Origin of the sequence: Piscinibacterium candidicorallinum (assembly GCF_047549485.1) — a bacterium.
GTDB classification, from domain to species: domain Bacteria; phylum Pseudomonadota; class Gammaproteobacteria; order Burkholderiales; family Burkholderiaceae_C; genus Piscinibacterium; species Piscinibacterium candidicorallinum.
The window spans coordinates 1,765,416-1,780,532 of record NZ_CP180191.1; the positions used below are offsets into that span (position 1 = coordinate 1,765,416).

A 15,117-nucleotide genomic window follows, 5' to 3' on the forward strand; every position below is an offset into this window, starting at 1 on the left:
CCTCAAGTACCGACGAACTACAGGCCGTTCAAGCTGCACCCGCCGCGGCAACTGCGCAGTCCGAGGTGATCCTCGCTGCAAAAAATGTTAGCAAGACCGTCCGTGACGCCGACGGCATGCTGCCTATTCTGCAAGACGTGGATCTGGCGGTGCATCGGGGCGAGACCGCAGCGCTGGTCGGAGCCTCCGGTTCGGGCAAGTCCACGCTTCTTGCATTGCTGGCTGGTTTGGACCAACCATCGAGCGGTGAAGTTCTGCTTCTGAACCGATCGCTCGGCAGTCTCGATGAGGACGCGCGCGCGCGACTGCGCCGCGGGCGCGTGGGCTTTGTCTTCCAGACCTTTCAGCTCTTGCCGCATCTCTCGGCGCTCGAGAACGTCGCGATGCCTCTTGAGATTGGAGAGGGGCTGAGCAGTGCACAGGCCCGGGAGCGCGCCACGCAGATGCTTGGTCGCGTCGGGTTGGCTGAGCGCCTCAGCCATACGCCACGGACGCTTTCAGGCGGCGAGCAGCAGCGCGTGGCGCTTGCTCGCGCCTTTGTCACCCAGCCTGAAATCGTGTTCGCCGACGAACCCACAGGAAGTCTGGACGCGGCGACCGGTGAGCGCGTGATGGACCTGATGTTTGCTCTGAACACGGAGCAGCAGGCCACGCTGATTCTCGTCACGCACGATTCCCGACTCGCAGCGCGCTGCAAGCGCCGGTTCAGGATCGATGCCGGCCGAGTCGGCGAAATCAGTTGAAGCGATTTCGCTGAAGTTCGTTGATCGCGCGGGCGCAGCTGTGTGCCAGCTGAGCAAGATCCAATCCGCAACTTCCGCCGAGCCGCGCTGCCTCCAGCTCAGCAGCGCGGCCGTGGATCCAGGTCCCCAGACGTGCGGCATCGAGAGGGGGTAGCCCTCTTGCAAGCAAGCCGCCGATCAACCCAGCGAGGCAGTCCCCCGTGCCACCCGTTGCGAGGATCGGATGGCCGCTCGCTGAGACCCAGGTCGAGTCCGATGTTGCGACACTGATGATTGATCCATTGCCCTTGAGTACCACGACCGCGTTGAAACGCCGAGCAAGGGCGCGAACAGCAGAAAACCGATCCTGCTGGATCGATGCTGCCGAGACACCCAGCAGCCGCGCGGCCTCGAGCGGGTGGGGCGTGAGCACAGCCGCTGCGTGACGGTTAGCCAACGCCGCCGCTGCAGTGCTTGATCGGGCCAGCAGGTTCAGTGCATCCGCATCCAGAAGCAGCGGGCCTGGGTGCAAGACTGCGGTTTCGAGCGCAGCTACGGCATCATCGGACTGGCCCAGCCCGCAGCCGATGACAACCGCAGCACGTTCCGGCACGGGTGCTGCCCAGGTTCGCGTCTGAATCTGCGGCGATCGGTCGCCAGCTGCTGCAGACGCTGCAGTCTCGAATGCCGCAAAGACGCGGCCTGCTCCAGTGGCCAGCGCTCCTGTCGACGCGATCCATGCGGCACCGGTCATGCCTGCGGCGCCGCCAAGTATCCATGCATCACCGCGCCGCCCCTTGTGCACCGTGGCGTCCTCGCGCGGGCAGAGGGTGGCAAGGCTTGCCGTGCCATCCAGCACGCAGCCCGTGGCATCCGTTGGCACTCCGAGCGACGTGACACTGATCTGACCGGCTGCCGCGGCACCTTGGTAGGTCGCCAAGCCGCGTTTGTGGCCGATCAGGGTCAGCGTCCTGGACGCCTGGATGCAGATGTCACCTTCGGACAGCGCGCCGGTGTCGGCATTCATGCCGCTGGGCACGTCAATCGAAAGGACCGGAACACCGGCAGCGTTCACTTGGTGAATCACTGCCGCCAGGGGGCCATACTTCACCGGGCGTGCGCCAATGCCCAACAGCCCGTCGATGATCAGATCGAAGGGCCGTCGTCGGGTGGGTAGGCGATCATGTGACTCGATATCTACAGGCAGTTCGGATCGTGCGCGCGCCCGTAGCGCGCTCTTGCCTGGTGCGAGCGGCTCGACCAGCACGACATGCACGCCTCGAGTTGTCAGCAGATTTGCCGTGAGCAGGGCGTCCGCGCCGTTGTTGCCCGGGCCTGCCAGCACAGCGACGCACGGATTGACCAAGCCGCGCAGCCAGGTGGCCCAGCCAAGTTCCGCAACCGCGTGGGCAGCCCGCCGTGCAAGCGTGCCATCGTGCAGCGCGCTGCCTGCTGCTGCCTCCGCGGCGTGAATCTCTTGGACTGTATACAGGTTCACGGTTGGGTCAGGCATGGCCGGGGTTCCGTACACGCTGTTGTGAAACGCTATTGATAGCGATCCCAGCGCAGACCGTCCAGACCGATTTCAGGGGGCTTGTCGCAGATCAAGTCCGCGGTGATCTGCGCGCTGCCGCAGGCCATCGCCCAGCCGCTGGAACCGTGCCCCAGGTTCAGCCACAGGCCGCTCACGGGCGTGCCACCAAGCAGCGGTGCGCCGTCCGGCAGCATCGGACGGTCACCTTGCCAGTAGGTGGCCGTACTGCTTCGCGAAGCGGCCGGGAACCAGTCCTGCAACACCTTGTGGAGCGTGTTGATCGCTGCGCGGTTGTGCTGCTCGCCTTGAGCACCGATCTCCGCCGTGCCGGCGACGCGCAGGCGGTTGCCCATGCGCGTGATTGCGACCTTGTAGTGCTCGTCCATGACGCTTTCGCGAGGCGCATGTTCCGGCGCATGGATCAGCGTGGTGGCCGAATAGCCGCGCACTGCCAGCAGCGGCACGCGCAAACCCAGCGGACGCAGCAACTCGACCGAGCCCAGGCCGCCTGCGACAACGAGGTCGTCGCAGTCCAGAACAGTCTCGTTGCCCAGCACATCGCGCAGGCGCAGCCCGCTGACACGCGAATCTGAGGTTTCGATGGCCTGAACCGAGGCTCCAAACTGCATCTCGCAGCCAAGTGCCTGGGCCTGACCGCGGATCAGTCGAGCGAACAGGGCGCAGTTGCCCGTGAAATCGTCCGGCAGATGGAGGGCGCCGGCCAGCGGGGTGTCCGGATTCAGGCTGGGCTCGTGCGTGCGTGCTTGAGCGGCGTCCAGCACCTGGTGTCGGATGCCCAAGGCGGCCAGCTTGCTGCTGTGTGCTTGGGCTGCTGCCAATTCCCGAGGCGTGCGCAAGAGCTGCAGGTAGCCGGTGCGTTGCTCATAGTCCAGCTGCAGCGACTTACCCGTCTGCAGCAGTAAATCGCGGCTGTAGAGCGCAAGCCGCTGCATCCGTTCACGGTTGGCGGCGTAGCGATCACTCCCGCACTCGCGCAGCCATGCACGGAGCCATGACCACTGCGCCGTACTCGGGCGCGGATGCCAGCGCACCGGGCGGTATGTCTTGAACGCCATGCCCAGCACCCTGGCGGGCATGCCGGGCGCAGCCCAGGGGCCTACGTAGCCGGGTGCAACCACACCGGCATTTCCAAAGCTGCACTCCTGCGCCACCCCGCTGCGCCGCTCCAGCAGCGTGACCTGACGTCCGGCCCGCTGCAAGAAAAAGGCGGTGGTCACGCCAACGATGCCACCGCCAATCACCACAACTCTCTTGCTCATCCCTGATCTACATCATCTTCGCAGGCAGCCATGTTACGAGTTGTGGGAACACCCAGATCAGCAGCACGGCGGCGATCATCAGGAAGAACATCGGCAAGGTCACGCGGGCGATCCAGGTGAGTTGCTTGCCGGTCATGCCCTGCAGGACGAAAAGGTTGAAGCCGACGGGCGGCGTGATCTGCGCCATTTCGACCACGAGCACGATGAAGATGCCGAACCAGATGGGGTCAATGCCGGCCTTGAGCACCGTGGGCATCAGCACCCCCATGGTCAGCACCACCATGGAAATGCCGTCCAGAAAGCAGCCCAGCACGATAAAGAAAACCATCAGCGCCATCAGCAGCGCGAACTGGGACAAGCCCAGCCCACCGATCCACTCGGCAAGGTGGCGCGGCAGGCCCAGGTAGCCCATGGCCAGCGTCAGGAAAGCGGCGCCAGCCAGGATCAGCGCGATCATGCAGTACAGCCGCGTTGCGCCCAGCAGGGCCTCCTTGAAGCTTTGCCAGTTCAGGGATCCCTGGACGGCAGACAGCACGAGCGAGCCCACCACACCCACTGCGGCAGCCTCAGTCGCCGTGGCCACGCCGCTGTAGATGCTGCCCAGCACGGCGGCAATCAGCACCACCACCGGGATCAGGCTTCGCGACTCCTTGAGCTTCTCGATGAAGGTGAATTGGCGTTCCACCGGCGGCACCTTGTCCGGGTTCATCAGCCCCCAGACCGCGATGTAGCCCGAGAACAGCAGCGCCAGCAGGATGCCGGGGATTACGCCCGCGATGAACAGTTTGGCGATCGACACATCGGCCGCGACGCCGTAGACGATCATGATGATCGACGGCGGAATCAGCAGGCCGAGGGTTCCGGCGCCGGCCAAAGTGCCGATCACCTGCGCTTCCGGATAGCCTCGCTTGACGAGCTCAGGAAGCGTCATCTTGCCGATCGTGGCGCAAGTGGCAGCGCTCGACCCGGAGACCGCCGCAAAGATGGCACATCCCGCCACGTTGGTGTGCAGCAGCCGGCCGGGCAAGGCGCTCATCCACGGGGCGAGGCCTTTGAACATATCCTGCGACAAACGCGTGCGGAACAGGATCTCGCCCATCCAGACGAACAGGGGAAGGGCAGTCAGGGTCCAACTTGACGACGAACTCCAGATCGTCACGGCCATGCCGTCGCCGGCTGCCCGCTGGGTGAACAGCTCCAGGCCGATCCACGCGACGCCGGACAGCGCCAGACCGATCCAGATGCCGGAGGCGAGTATCAGGAACAGACTGGCGATCAGCAGCAGCGAAATGCTCAGGTCACTCATTGCGCAGGCTTTCCGCAGGGGTGTCGTGCGCACGGCGGCCGCGCAGCTCCAGCACCAGCTCGTCTACGAATGCGATGGCCAGCACTATGGCACCGACCGCCATGCCGATCTGCGGAATCCACAGCGGTGTGGCGTCGTTTGCGGTGGAGATGTCGTTGAACTCGCGTGACTGCCAGGCCAGACGGGCGCTGTAGAACGCAAACACGCAGGCAAGGCCCGTGGCTGCAAGCAGTGCCCATATCTCGGCCGCGCGTTTTGCGCCACCACTCAGTGCGTTGATCACCAGGGTGACGCGGATGTGCTCGCCGCGCTTGAGCGTATGTGCCAGCGCCAGAAAGCCCGCGCCGGCCATCAGGTAGCCCGCATAGGCATCCGTGCCCGGGACATGGAAATGCAGCAGGCGGCCGAGGATGGACAGAAGCACCATCACCAGTACGCCCACCATGCACAGGGCCGCGAGCCACGCGGCGCCTGTGTACAGGCCATCGAGCAGACGGCGCATGGCTTACTTGTTGAATGCGTCAACGAGTGCCTTGCCTTCGGGCCCGGCCTTCTCGATCCATTCCTTGAGCATGGTGTCGCCCACCTTCTTCATGTCGGTCTTCAGTGCAGCCGACGGCGGGGCAATCGTCATGCCGGCCTTGCGCAGCAGATCCAGGTATTCGCCGTTCTTCTGACGGGACAGGGCCCAGCCGCGGGTCTCCGCGTCGGCGGCAGCCTTCAGCAGGGCGGCCTGCGTCGGCTTGTCAAGTGCATCAAAGGCCTTCTTGTTCATGATGACGGCGTTCTTTGGCAGCCAGGCCTGGGTGTCGTACCAGAACTTGAGGTGCTCGAAGGTCTTGGTGTCATAGCCCGTGGCGCCGGAGGACATGTAGCTCTCCACCACGCCGGTGGCCATGGCCTGGGACAGTTCTGCGGCCTGAACGGTCACAGGTTGTGCACCCACGAGCTCGGCAATGCGTGCTGTGGCCGGGCTGTAGGCGCGCCACTTGATGCCCTTCAGATCCGCCGCTGAGTTCAGCGGCTTCTTGCTGTAAATGCCTTGAGGCGGCCAGGGGATCGAGTACAGCAGCATCATCCCTTGCTCGCCGAGCTTCTTCTCGATGGCGGGCTTTTGCACACGCCAGAGTTTGGCGGCTTCGTCATAGCTGTCGGCGAGGAAAGGCACGCCGTCCAGGCCCCAGACTTGCCACTCGTTCTGGAAGTTGGCCATGAGAATTTCGCCCGCCTGGGCCTGGCCGGACTGCACAGCGCGCTTGATCTCGGGTGCCTTGAACAGGGAAGCGTTGTTGTGCACCGTGATCACCAGTTTGCCGGCAGTGGCCTTGTTCACATCGGCCGCAAACTGCGTGAGGTTCTCGGTGTGGAAGTTGCTGGCCGGATAGGCGCTGGGCAGATCCCACTTGGTTTGTGCGCCCGCCATGAAGGGCAGGGCAGAGAGTGCGGCCAGAGAGAGCAGTCGAGCAACGAGCTTCATGGGTGTCCTCCTGATGGCGACCCGGTGTTTTGGTGCTTGGGTCATTGCAACGTTCAAAAAACGTCGATAAATTGTTGACGTTGTTTTTGCACGGTGTCAACAAAAATGTCACGACGCAAGACCGCAGGTTCTCCTGCCCAGCCCGCCGCGCCGGCCTACCCACGCGTAGCCGAAACCAGCATGGGCGCCGCCATCGTCTCCTCGGCGCACTTGGTGTCGGAGCGCTCCACCGAGCTGTCAGAGTTTGAGTTCGGCCTGATCATCGCGGGCAATGCCTTTGCCCGCTGGGCCGTGCGCTGCATGGCGGCTGCCGGCATGCCGGATCTCACACTGACCGACGTGCTGGTGCTGCACCACGTCAACCACCGAGAGCGCAGCAAGAAGCTGGCTGACATCTGCTTCACGCTCAACTACGAAGACACGCACGTCGTGAACTACTCGCTCAAGAAGCTGGTGGCGCTCGGTGCCGTCGAGAGCGAGAAGATCGGCAAGGAAGTCTTCTATCGCACCAGCCCCGTGGGCCAGCGCATCGCCCAGCGCTACCGCGAGGTGCGCGAGGCCTGCCTGATCTCAGCCATCTCTGCGGACGAGAACGAAGAGATCGGCCAGCTCGCGGCGCTGTTGCGTGCGCTCAGCGGCCTGTATGACCAGGCGGCCCGCGCAGCCACCTCGCTCTGAACTGCGCCTGAACTCCAACACGGATACCGCATGAATCCCAAAGTCCAAGACCGCTGGCAGTTCTGGATCGATCGTGGAGGCACCTTCACAGACATCGTCGCGCGCCGCCCGGACGGCGCTCTCGTCACGGCCAAGCTGCTCTCCGAGAACCCGGAGCAGTACCGCGACGCGGCCGTGGCCGGCATCCGCCAGCTGCTGGGGCTTCAGCCGGGCGAACCCGTGCCGGCCGAACGGATTGAAGCCGTGAAGATGGGCACGACGGTGGCCACCAACGCGCTTCTCGAACGCAAGGGCGAGCCCACGGTGCTCGTGACCAACCGGGGCTTTCGTGATGCCCTGCGCATTGCCTACCAGAACCGCCCGCGCCTGTTCGATCGACACATCCTGCTGCCCGAGCTGCTGTACAGCGAGGTCATCGAGCTGGACTGCCGCGTCCTCGAAGACGGTAGCGAGAGCGGCTCCTGGAGCGCCTCTCAGGCCGAAAATGCCCTGAAAGCCGCATGGGACAAGCGGTACCGCTCTGTGGCGATTGTCTTCATGCACGGCTGGAAGCACCCGGTGCACGAGCAGGCAGTGGCCGAGATCGCGCGGCAGATCGGCTTCACGCAGATCAGCGCCAGCCACGCGGTCAGCCCGATGATCAAGTTCGTGGCGCGCGGCGACACCACCGTGGTGGACGCCTATCTCTCGCCCATCCTGCGGCGCTACGTTGAGCAGGTCGCTGCCGAGCTACCCGGGGTGAATCTGCAGTTCATGCAGAGCAATGGCGGCCTTGCGGCAGCGAGCGCCTTCCAGGGCAAGGACAGCGTGCTCTCCGGGCCGGCCGGCGGCATCGTCGGGATGGCGCAGGTCAGCCGGAGTGCAGGCTTTGACCACGTGATCGGCTTTGACATGGGCGGCACGAGCACAGACGTGTCGCACTACGCCGGCGAATTGGAGCGCGAGTTCGAGACCCAGGTGGCGGGCGTGCGCCTGCGCGCGCCGATGATGAGTATTCATACGGTGGCCGCGGGCGGAGGGTCCATCCTGCACTTTGACGGCAGCCGTCTGCGCGTGGGGCCGGACTCCGCCGGCGCCAACCCCGGCCCGGCCAGCTACCGCCGCGGCGGCCCGCTGGCCGTGACGGACTGCAACGTCATGCTCGGCAAGATCCAGCCGGCCTGGTTTCCCAAGGTCTTCGGCCCCAATGCAGACCAGCCGCTGGACCGGGAGGTGGTCGTGGAGAAGTTCACGCGTCTGGCCGACGCCGTGAGCATGAGCACCGGCCGCCCCACCACGCCCGAGCAGCTCGCAGAAGGCTTTCTGCAGATTGCCGTGGCAAACATGGCCAACGCCATCAAGAAGATCAGCGTGCAGCGTGGGTACGACGTCACGCGCTATGTGCTCACCACCTTCGGCGGTGCGGGCGGGCAGCATGCATGTCTCGTGGCCGATGCGCTGGGCATGAGCACGGTATTTGCCCATCCGCTGGCTGGCGTGCTCTCGGCCTACGGCATGGGGCTGGCGCCGCAGGTGGCCATGCGTGAGCGCACGGTGGAAACCGCGCTGGACGAGGCCGCCACCGTGAATGGCGTGCTGGACGATCTGGCCGAGCAGGCCCGTGATGCGCTGCTCGCTCAGGGCGTCCTGCACGAGCACCTGCAGGTGCTGCGCCGCGCCCAGATCAAGTACCGCGGCACGGACAGCACCATCGCCGTGGCCTGGGACACACCCGCCGCCATGCGCGCCGCCTTCGAGGCAGCGTATCGCCAGCGCTTTGCCTTCCTCATGAGTGACCGGCCGCTGGTGATCGACAGTGTGGTGGTCGAAGCCGTGGGCGGCACGGGCGAAGACAGCGCGCGCGCGGCGCAGTTCAGCCCGCGCAGCGGCCCGCTGGTGGCCGCCGAGACGGTGCAGATGCATGCGGGCAGCGCCTGGCATGCCACGCCGCTGCACCGCCGTGCAGACCTGCGGCCGGGCGATGTGCTGCAGGGCCCGGCCATCATTGCCGAGCCCAACGCCACCACCGTGGTGGAGCCCGGCTGGCAGGCCGAACTCACGCATCTGGACCACCTCGTGCTGCGCCGCGTGGTGGCGCGCGATGCGCGCCATGCAATTGGCACGGCTGTGGACCCGGTGATGCTCGAGGTGTTCAACAACCTCTTCATGAACATCGCCGAGCAGATGGGCTACGCCCTGCAGAACACCGCGCACTCGGTCAACATCAAAGAGCGGCTGGATTTCAGCTGCGCCATCTTCAGCGCTGCGGGCGAACTCATCGCCAACGCGCCACATATGCCCGTGCACCTCGGCAGCATGGGGGAGAGCATCCAGGCCGTGATCCGCGACAACGCCGGCAGCATGAAGCCAGGCGATGTGTATGTGCTGAATGACCCTTACCGCGGGGGTACGCACCTGCCGGACGTCACGGTCATCACGCCCGTGTTCCTGGACGGGCTGCAGCCCGCGTTCTACGTCGGCTCCCGGGGGCACCACGCAGATATCGGCGGCCTGACGCCGGGCTCCATGCCGCCGGACTCGCGCACCATCGAGGAAGAAGGCGTGCTGCTCACCAACTTCAAGCTGGTGGACGAAGGCCGTTTCCGCGAGGCCGAGTTGCTCGCACTCCTCACGGGCGCCAAGTACCCGGCGCGTAACCCCAGCCAGAACATTGCCGACCTGCGTGCGCAGATCGCCGCCAACCAGAAGGGCGCCGAGGAGCTGCGCAAGATGGTCGCTCAGTTCGGCCTGCCGGTGGTGCAGGCCTACATGGGCCACGTGCAGGACAACGCCGAGGAAGCCGTGCGGCAGGTCATCACGTCCTTGAAGGACGGCCAGTACCGCCTGGAACTGGACAACGGCGCGGTCATCGCGGTGCAGGTGACTGTGGACAGCACCCGACGAGAAGCCGTAATCGACTTCACCGGCACCAGCCCGCAGCAGGACAACAACTTCAACGCCCCGCGTGCCGTCACCATGGCCGCAGTGCTGTATGTGTTCCGTACCCTGGTGGATGACGACATTCCACTCAATGCCGGCTGCCTGAAGCCCCTGAAGGTCATCGTGCCGCCCGGCTCCATGCTCAACCCGAACCCGCCAGCCAGCGTGGTCTCGGGCAATGTGGAGACCTCTAGCTGCGTGACCAATGCCCTCTACGGCGCGCTGGGTGTCATGGCCAGCAGCCAGCAGACCATGAACAACTTCACCTTTGGCAACGAGCGCTACCAGTATTACGAGACCATCTCGGGCGGGTCCGGCGCCGGTGATGGCTACCCGGGCACGGCGGTCGTGCAAACCCACATGACCAACAGCCGCCTGACCGACCCCGAGGTCCTGGAGTCGCGCTTCCCGGTGGTCTTGGAGAGCTACGAAATCCGCCGCGGCTCAGGCGGGGCAGGGCGCTGGCGGGGCGGTGACGGCGGGACCCGACGCGTGCGCTTCAGAGAGGCGATGATGGCCAGCATCCTCTCCAACAACCGCATCCACGCGCCCTTCGGCATGGCGGGCGGCGCGCCCGGCGCGCTGGGCGCCAACCGAGTGGAACGCGCCGATGGCCGCGTGGAGGTTCTGGGGCACATCGGCAGCGCAGAGATGGGGCCGGGGGATGTGTTCGTGATCGAGACGCCGGGGGGTGGGGGGTACGGGAGCGCGGGCTAAGCGTGCTCGTTCGCCCACTGCAGCCCGAGTGGCAAGTCCCTCGGGCCAAACAGCACATGGATCACTCTGCGTCGACTGCTTCCAGTCGCCTTGGAAGAAGCGTGCAGCACGAGCGGGCTGATCGCGAGGACGTCGCCAACTTGGGCCGTAACGGTCCGCTCGCCGAACTGATCGCGGACCTTAGCCGCATCCGCTTCGGCGATTCGCCCTAGGTGGTGGGAACCTGGCACGACGCGGAGCGGCCCAGCGTCTTCCGGGCACGGATCGACGTGGATGCGCAGCGCGACCAGACGTGCGAGTACGTCAAGCGGCGCCTGCACATACCAGACACCTTCCTTCTTCGACCAACCGTTCAAATGCTTGCCGCTGACTCGGCTGGCGACGGGGATCGACAGATCTTGATGAAGCGGGACGAGCCAATTGCGGTCTACGGACTTCTCAAACAACGTGCACTGAACAGCGGCATGATTGGCTGGGAGCAGTGCAACGACTTTCGGGTGCCCCCGAAGGCGAGCCAATAGTTCCTCGCACCAGCCGTGGCAAAGCAGATTTCGGGTTCCGGCTGCTCCCGCGGGCAGCTCGTTCAGATGGTTCACGAGATCGAGTGCGGCGGTTTGGTCGAACGCGCGCTGGATCAACTCGGCACCATGATCTGTGAACCGCATGGGGACTTCAAGGGCTCGACTCATCCTCCGATTCTGCCCGGTCTGTGTTCTCAATGACGAAAAATGTGCCGCTGCTGCGCCACGTGGATCGCCGTTCTCTTGCGAGATTGAGCGTCCGTGCGCCCTTCGAGCTCGCACCTGGCCGCGTGGAGGTTCTGGGGCACATCGTCAGCGCAGAGATGGCACCGGGGGATGTGTTCGTGATTGAGACCCCGGGGGATGGGAGGTACAGGGTGGCGTAAGCGCTATTCGGGGATGGGCTCGCGGTAGTAGCGCCACCAGCCAATCCACACACCACAAACGACCCAGATCGCCATACCCATCGCGAGAATCTCTGGGCTACGGTCTGACCAGTTCACAAATTGCGGGATCAGGCTGGTTGCACAGAACATCCCGGTGCCCCAGATTAGGCCGTGCTTGCTGATGAAGCGCAGGGGCCCGATCTCGCGGTCGCGTTGCCACTTTTCCTGGGCGGCAATCAACGCAGGCCCGCTGGGTGGGAGCCAATCTGTGTCCAGCCAATCGGCCGGGGCGCGCCCGGTCCAGAACACCAGATCAATGCGGTCCTTTGGCCACCCGAGTACATGCGTTGCAATCAGTAGATTGAGTCCGGCGCCCAAGTACACCCCGATAGCGAGACCGATCGCGACGGGGCCTGTAACGAGCGCAAATTTGGCCAAGACGTGCCAGTCTGGCAGCTTCCCGTTCCATGAGGTTCCAGTCAGCCAAGCAGCTAGCCCCGCCAAAGCGAGCGCCCCCAATAGAGCGCATGTCACAGGCAAAGCGAAGTACGCCAAGCTGTACTTGATGTGCATGCCCGCGCCGTTCGCGAAGCTCAATGCTGGAAGTTTCATTCTGGAAGTTGGGGGTAGTAGCCAACTGCGCCGGATTCAAGCCGGCAACTTGCACGCGCTCCATCGGTAGCAACCCCGAAGCCGAGCAAAGCGCTTTCGCTGAGATCCGCTCCCAGAGGCGCTTTCCAGCCCAAAATGTCTCAAAACCCGCACCAGACAAGCGGAAAGCCTCTTCGGACTTCAGCCGCTTGCGCCTGTTGAGCCCGCATCACACCCGTCGCAGCAGACCCACAGCAGCGTGCCGTACGCAGCGCCGCATCGCACCCCGCCGCTACCATCGCCGCACTGATCGACGCAGCACAGGGTGGACAGGGTGACGTGGGCAATTCGGATTCTGAAGTGGGTCATCGGCGTGGCGCTTGTTCTGCTCGCCGTGGGCGTGGTGCTGTGGTTCGTGGCCAAGGCGGCGTTTTCGCCGCGGGTGGAGGGCGAGCTGGCAGCCAAGGGCCTGCGCGAGCCCGCGACCATCCTGCGCGATGTGGATGGCGTGGCGCATATTCGCGCCACCTCGGTGCGCGACGCGGTCTTTGCCCTGGGCAATCTGCACGCGCAGGAGCGGCTCTGGCAACTGGAGACGCACCGACGCATCGCCAGCGGCCGCCTGTCCGAAATCCTTGGCGCCGGCGCGCTCTCCACCGACAAGTTCATCCGCACCCTCGGGGTCCCGCAGGCCGCCGCGGAGCGCGCCAAGGCGCTGGACGATCGCACCCGCGAGCTGCTGCAGGCCTATGCAGACGGCATCAACGCCGTGATTGCCAGCGGCAAGACCACGCCGGAGCACCTGATCCTGCGCGCCGGTCCGATCGAGCCCTGGCGCATCGAGGACTCCCTGGGCTGGCAGATCATGATGGCCTGGGATCTCTCCACCAACTGGACCAACGAGGTGCTGCGCCTGCGCCTGTCGGGGCTGACCGACAAGGCCGGCATCGACAGCCTGCTGCTCAACGACCCGGTGCCCGCGGCCACGCGGGACTACGTGGCGCTGTACCGGGAGTTGGGCGTGGCGCCCGGCGTGTCGCCGGTCCCGAAGGTCGAGGCACCGCAGCCCGCTCAACCGGGCTGGATGCAGCGCCAACTGCTGGCCCAGCTTGCACCCATGCTGGACCTGGAGGGCAGGGCGCAGACCGCGGCTGAGAAGAACGTCGGCAGCAACAACTGGGTGGTGGCCGGCAGCCGCAGCGCCACGGGCAAGCCGCTGCTGGCCAATGACCCGCACCTGAGCTTCTCGGCGCCTTCGCTCTGGTATCTGGCGCATCTGCAGGCACCGGGGCTGGATGTGATCGGCGCGAGCATGCCGGGGCTGCCAGCCATCGTGCTGGGACGCAATCAGGCGGTGGCCTGGGGCTTCACCAACACCGGGCCGGACACGCAGGACCTCTACATAGAGGAGATTGATGCCGCCAACCCGGCCCAGTACCGCACGCCGGACGGTTTTGCGCCCTTCACCACGCGCACCGAAACCATCAAGGTCAAGGGCGAGGCAAATGTTCAGCTCACGGTGCGCAGCACCCGCCATGGCCCCGTCATCAGCGAGGCATCCAGCGCCCTGAACAAGGCCCTGGCCGCACAGAACAAGTATGTGGTGTCACTGCGCTGGGCCGCGCTGGAGCCGGACGACCAGACCATGCGCGCCAGCTTCGACATGAACCTGGCCGGCAATTTCGACGCCTTTGTGGAGGCGCTGCGAAACTTCCACGCGCCGCAGCAGAACGTGGTGTTTGCCAGCACAGACGGGCGCATCGGCTTCGTGGCACCTGGACGCATCCCGCTGCGCGCCATCGACAACGACCTCATGGGTCTGGCGCCCGCACCGGGCTGGGACGCCAGGTACGACTGGAACGGCTTTCTGCCCTTCGAGAACCTGCCGCGCAATCTGAATCCCAGCACCGGCGCGTTGTTCTCAGCCAATGCCAAGGTGGTCACGCCGGACTATCCCTTCTTCATCACCGCCGAGTGGGCCAGCGCCTACCGGACAGACCGCATCGGCGAGCTGCTGCGCGCCACCGACAAGCACACGCCCGAGAGCTTCGGCGCGATGCACATGGACAACCTGAGCGGCGGCATGAAGGCGTACCAGCCCTTCTGGCGCAAGATGTTCAACAGCGGCAAGGCCTCGCCTGGCCGCGTCACGGATGTGCTCACGCGCCTGGCCGTGTGGAACGGCCGGATGGACGCCGGCAGCGAGGCCGCGATTATCGCGGCGTGGTGGCGCGAGATGCTGCGCCTGACGTTTGAGGACGATCTGGCCGGCGTCTGGCCGGATGCCTTCAACAGCCAGCTCAACCGTGCGTTGCTCGCCGCCACCCAGGGCAACCCGGACCAGGCGCGCTGGTGCGACGACACCCGCACGCCCGCCAGGGAGAGTTGTGAAGAGATCGGCCTGAAGGCGCTGGATTCCGCACTGGTCCTGCTCGAGCGGGTCAGCGGCACGGCGGAGATGAGCCGCTGGAACTGGGCGCAGCTGCACAGCGTGCGCATGGAGCACCGGCCGTTCTCGCGCGTGGGGCTGCTCCAGGGGCAGTTCGAGCTGCGATTCCCGGTAGCCAGCGATCCCTTCAGCGTGAACCAGAGCGGCTTTCGCCTGCGCGACCCGGACTTGAGCAGTGGCGCCAGGCCGACCGATCAATTTGCCACCGTGCACGGCGCGGGCTACCGCGCCATCTACGACATGGCCAATGCGGATGGCGGCAGCTTCATCAGCAGCACCGGCCAGAACGGCCTGTTCATGCTGCCTGGGTACAGCGACTACGGCCCGAAGTGGGCCGCCGGCGAGCGCGTGCCCATGCGGATGAGCGACGGTGCGCTCAGTGCCTCGACCCGGCACGCATTGCGCCTTGTCCCTTCACCCTGAGAGCGCGCGCGTGCGCGTACGCGTGGCGCGCTTCGGGTCACCGTGAACGCGGACTGCGCGCGGTCGAATTGGCGGGTGTTTGCTCCCCATATCCTCGATTCACCATGATGGAGC

General features: G+C 65.4%; 11 protein-coding genes. 4 read left to right on the plus strand and 7 right to left on the minus strand.

All coding sequences use genetic code 11. The annotated features are described in order from the left end of the window. Positions 1 to 116: 116 nt before the first annotated feature. On the plus strand, positions 117 to 743 hold the full coding sequence (locus ACMDW7_RS07990) for an ABC transporter ATP-binding protein (RefSeq protein ID WP_377302553.1): 627 nt from the start codon (positions 117 to 119) through the stop codon (positions 741 to 743). On the opposite strand, the gene ACMDW7_RS07995 is transcribed toward ACMDW7_RS07990, so the two are convergent. Genes ACMDW7_RS07995 through ACMDW7_RS08015 form a run of 5 tightly spaced genes read right to left on the minus strand, consistent with a single transcriptional unit; the run spans position 736 to position 6,319 of the window. Beyond that, positions 736 to 2,235 carry an NAD(P)H-hydrate dehydratase gene (locus ACMDW7_RS07995; RefSeq protein WP_377301719.1) on the minus strand — a complete coding sequence of 500 codons (1,500 nt, stop codon included), beginning with the start codon at positions 2,233 to 2,235 and terminating at the stop codon, positions 736 to 738. The genes ACMDW7_RS07990 and ACMDW7_RS07995 overlap by 8 nt on opposite strands. Positions 2,236 to 2,267: 32 nt before the next feature. Continuing rightward, on the minus strand, positions 2,268 to 3,536 hold the full coding sequence (locus tag ACMDW7_RS08000) for a D-amino acid dehydrogenase (RefSeq protein WP_377301717.1): 1,269 nt from the start codon (positions 3,534 to 3,536) through the stop codon (positions 2,268 to 2,270). Between the two features lie 7 nt (positions 3,537 to 3,543). Further along, entirely contained in the window at positions 3,544 to 4,842 is a 1,299-nt protein-coding gene (locus tag ACMDW7_RS08005; RefSeq protein WP_377301715.1) for a TRAP transporter large permease, read from the minus strand. Then, the gene (locus ACMDW7_RS08010) at positions 4,835 to 5,344 is read right to left on the minus strand and encodes a TRAP transporter small permease (protein WP_377301713.1); all 510 of its coding nucleotides are present in this window, start codon (positions 5,342 to 5,344) and stop codon (positions 4,835 to 4,837) included. Before ACMDW7_RS08010 ends, ACMDW7_RS08005 begins: the two co-directional genes overlap by 8 nt. 3 nt (positions 5,345 to 5,347) lie before the next feature. Then, a complete protein-coding gene (locus ACMDW7_RS08015) occupies positions 5,348 to 6,319 on the minus strand; it encodes a TRAP transporter substrate-binding protein (RefSeq protein ID WP_377301711.1) in 972 nt (323 codons plus the stop codon). A 105-nt stretch (positions 6,320 to 6,424) separates the two neighbouring features. Here ACMDW7_RS08015 and ACMDW7_RS08020 point away from each other — a divergent pair, with 105 nt between their 5' ends. Beyond that, positions 6,425 to 6,997: a winged helix DNA-binding protein gene (locus ACMDW7_RS08020; RefSeq protein WP_377301709.1), complete on the plus strand. Its 573-nt coding sequence runs from the start codon at positions 6,425 to 6,427 to the stop codon at positions 6,995 to 6,997. A 30-nt stretch (positions 6,998 to 7,027) separates the two neighbouring features. Next, positions 7,028 to 10,633, plus strand: coding sequence for a hydantoinase B/oxoprolinase family protein (locus tag ACMDW7_RS08025; protein WP_377301707.1), 3,606 nt, complete (start codon positions 7,028 to 7,030; stop codon positions 10,631 to 10,633). On the opposite strand, the gene ACMDW7_RS08030 is transcribed toward ACMDW7_RS08025, so the two are convergent. Together ACMDW7_RS08030 and ACMDW7_RS08035 are read right to left on the minus strand one after the other, a co-directional pair. Continuing rightward, entirely contained in the window at positions 10,630 to 11,298 is a 669-nt protein-coding gene (locus ACMDW7_RS08030; RefSeq protein ID WP_377301705.1) for a phytanoyl-CoA dioxygenase family protein, read from the minus strand. The genes ACMDW7_RS08025 and ACMDW7_RS08030 overlap by 4 nt on opposite strands. A gap of 245 nt (positions 11,299 to 11,543) precedes the next feature. Next, the gene (locus tag ACMDW7_RS08035) at positions 11,544 to 12,152 is read right to left on the minus strand and encodes a hypothetical protein (protein ID WP_377301703.1); all 609 of its coding nucleotides are present in this window, start codon (positions 12,150 to 12,152) and stop codon (positions 11,544 to 11,546) included. Between the two features lie 313 nt (positions 12,153 to 12,465). Here ACMDW7_RS08035 and ACMDW7_RS08040 point away from each other — a divergent pair, with 313 nt between their 5' ends. Beyond that, positions 12,466 to 15,003, plus strand: a complete 2,538-nt coding sequence (locus ACMDW7_RS08040; RefSeq protein WP_377301701.1) for a penicillin acylase family protein — start codon at positions 12,466 to 12,468, stop codon at positions 15,001 to 15,003. Positions 15,004 to 15,117: the final 114 nt, after the last annotated feature.

Excerpts from the sequence above, each read along its gene's own strand:
- ACMDW7_RS08005 (WP_377301715.1), bottom strand. The coding sequence starts at position 4,842 with ATGAGTGACCTGAGCATTTCGCTGCTGCTGATCGCCAGTCTGTTCCTG.
- ACMDW7_RS07990 (WP_377302553.1), top strand. The coding sequence starts at position 117 with ATGCTGCCTATTCTGCAAGACGTGGATCTGGCGGTGCATCGGGGCGAG.
- ACMDW7_RS07995 (WP_377301719.1), bottom strand. The coding sequence starts at position 2,235 with ATGCCTGACCCAACCGTGAACCTGTATACAGTCCAAGAGATTCACGCC.
- ACMDW7_RS08000 (WP_377301717.1), bottom strand. The coding sequence starts at position 3,536 with ATGAGCAAGAGAGTTGTGGTGATTGGCGGTGGCATCGTTGGCGTGACC.
- ACMDW7_RS08035 (WP_377301703.1), bottom strand. The coding sequence starts at position 12,152 with ATGAAACTTCCAGCATTGAGCTTCGCGAACGGCGCGGGCATGCACATC.
- ACMDW7_RS08010 (WP_377301713.1), bottom strand. The coding sequence starts at position 5,344 with ATGCGCCGTCTGCTCGATGGCCTGTACACAGGCGCCGCGTGGCTCGCG.
- ACMDW7_RS08015 (WP_377301711.1), bottom strand. The coding sequence starts at position 6,319 with ATGAAGCTCGTTGCTCGACTGCTCTCTCTGGCCGCACTCTCTGCCCTG.
- ACMDW7_RS08020 (WP_377301709.1), top strand. The coding sequence starts at position 6,425 with ATGTCACGACGCAAGACCGCAGGTTCTCCTGCCCAGCCCGCCGCGCCG.
- ACMDW7_RS08025 (WP_377301707.1), top strand. The coding sequence starts at position 7,028 with ATGAATCCCAAAGTCCAAGACCGCTGGCAGTTCTGGATCGATCGTGGA.
- ACMDW7_RS08030 (WP_377301705.1), bottom strand. The coding sequence starts at position 11,298 with ATGCGGTTCACAGATCATGGTGCCGAGTTGATCCAGCGCGCGTTCGAC.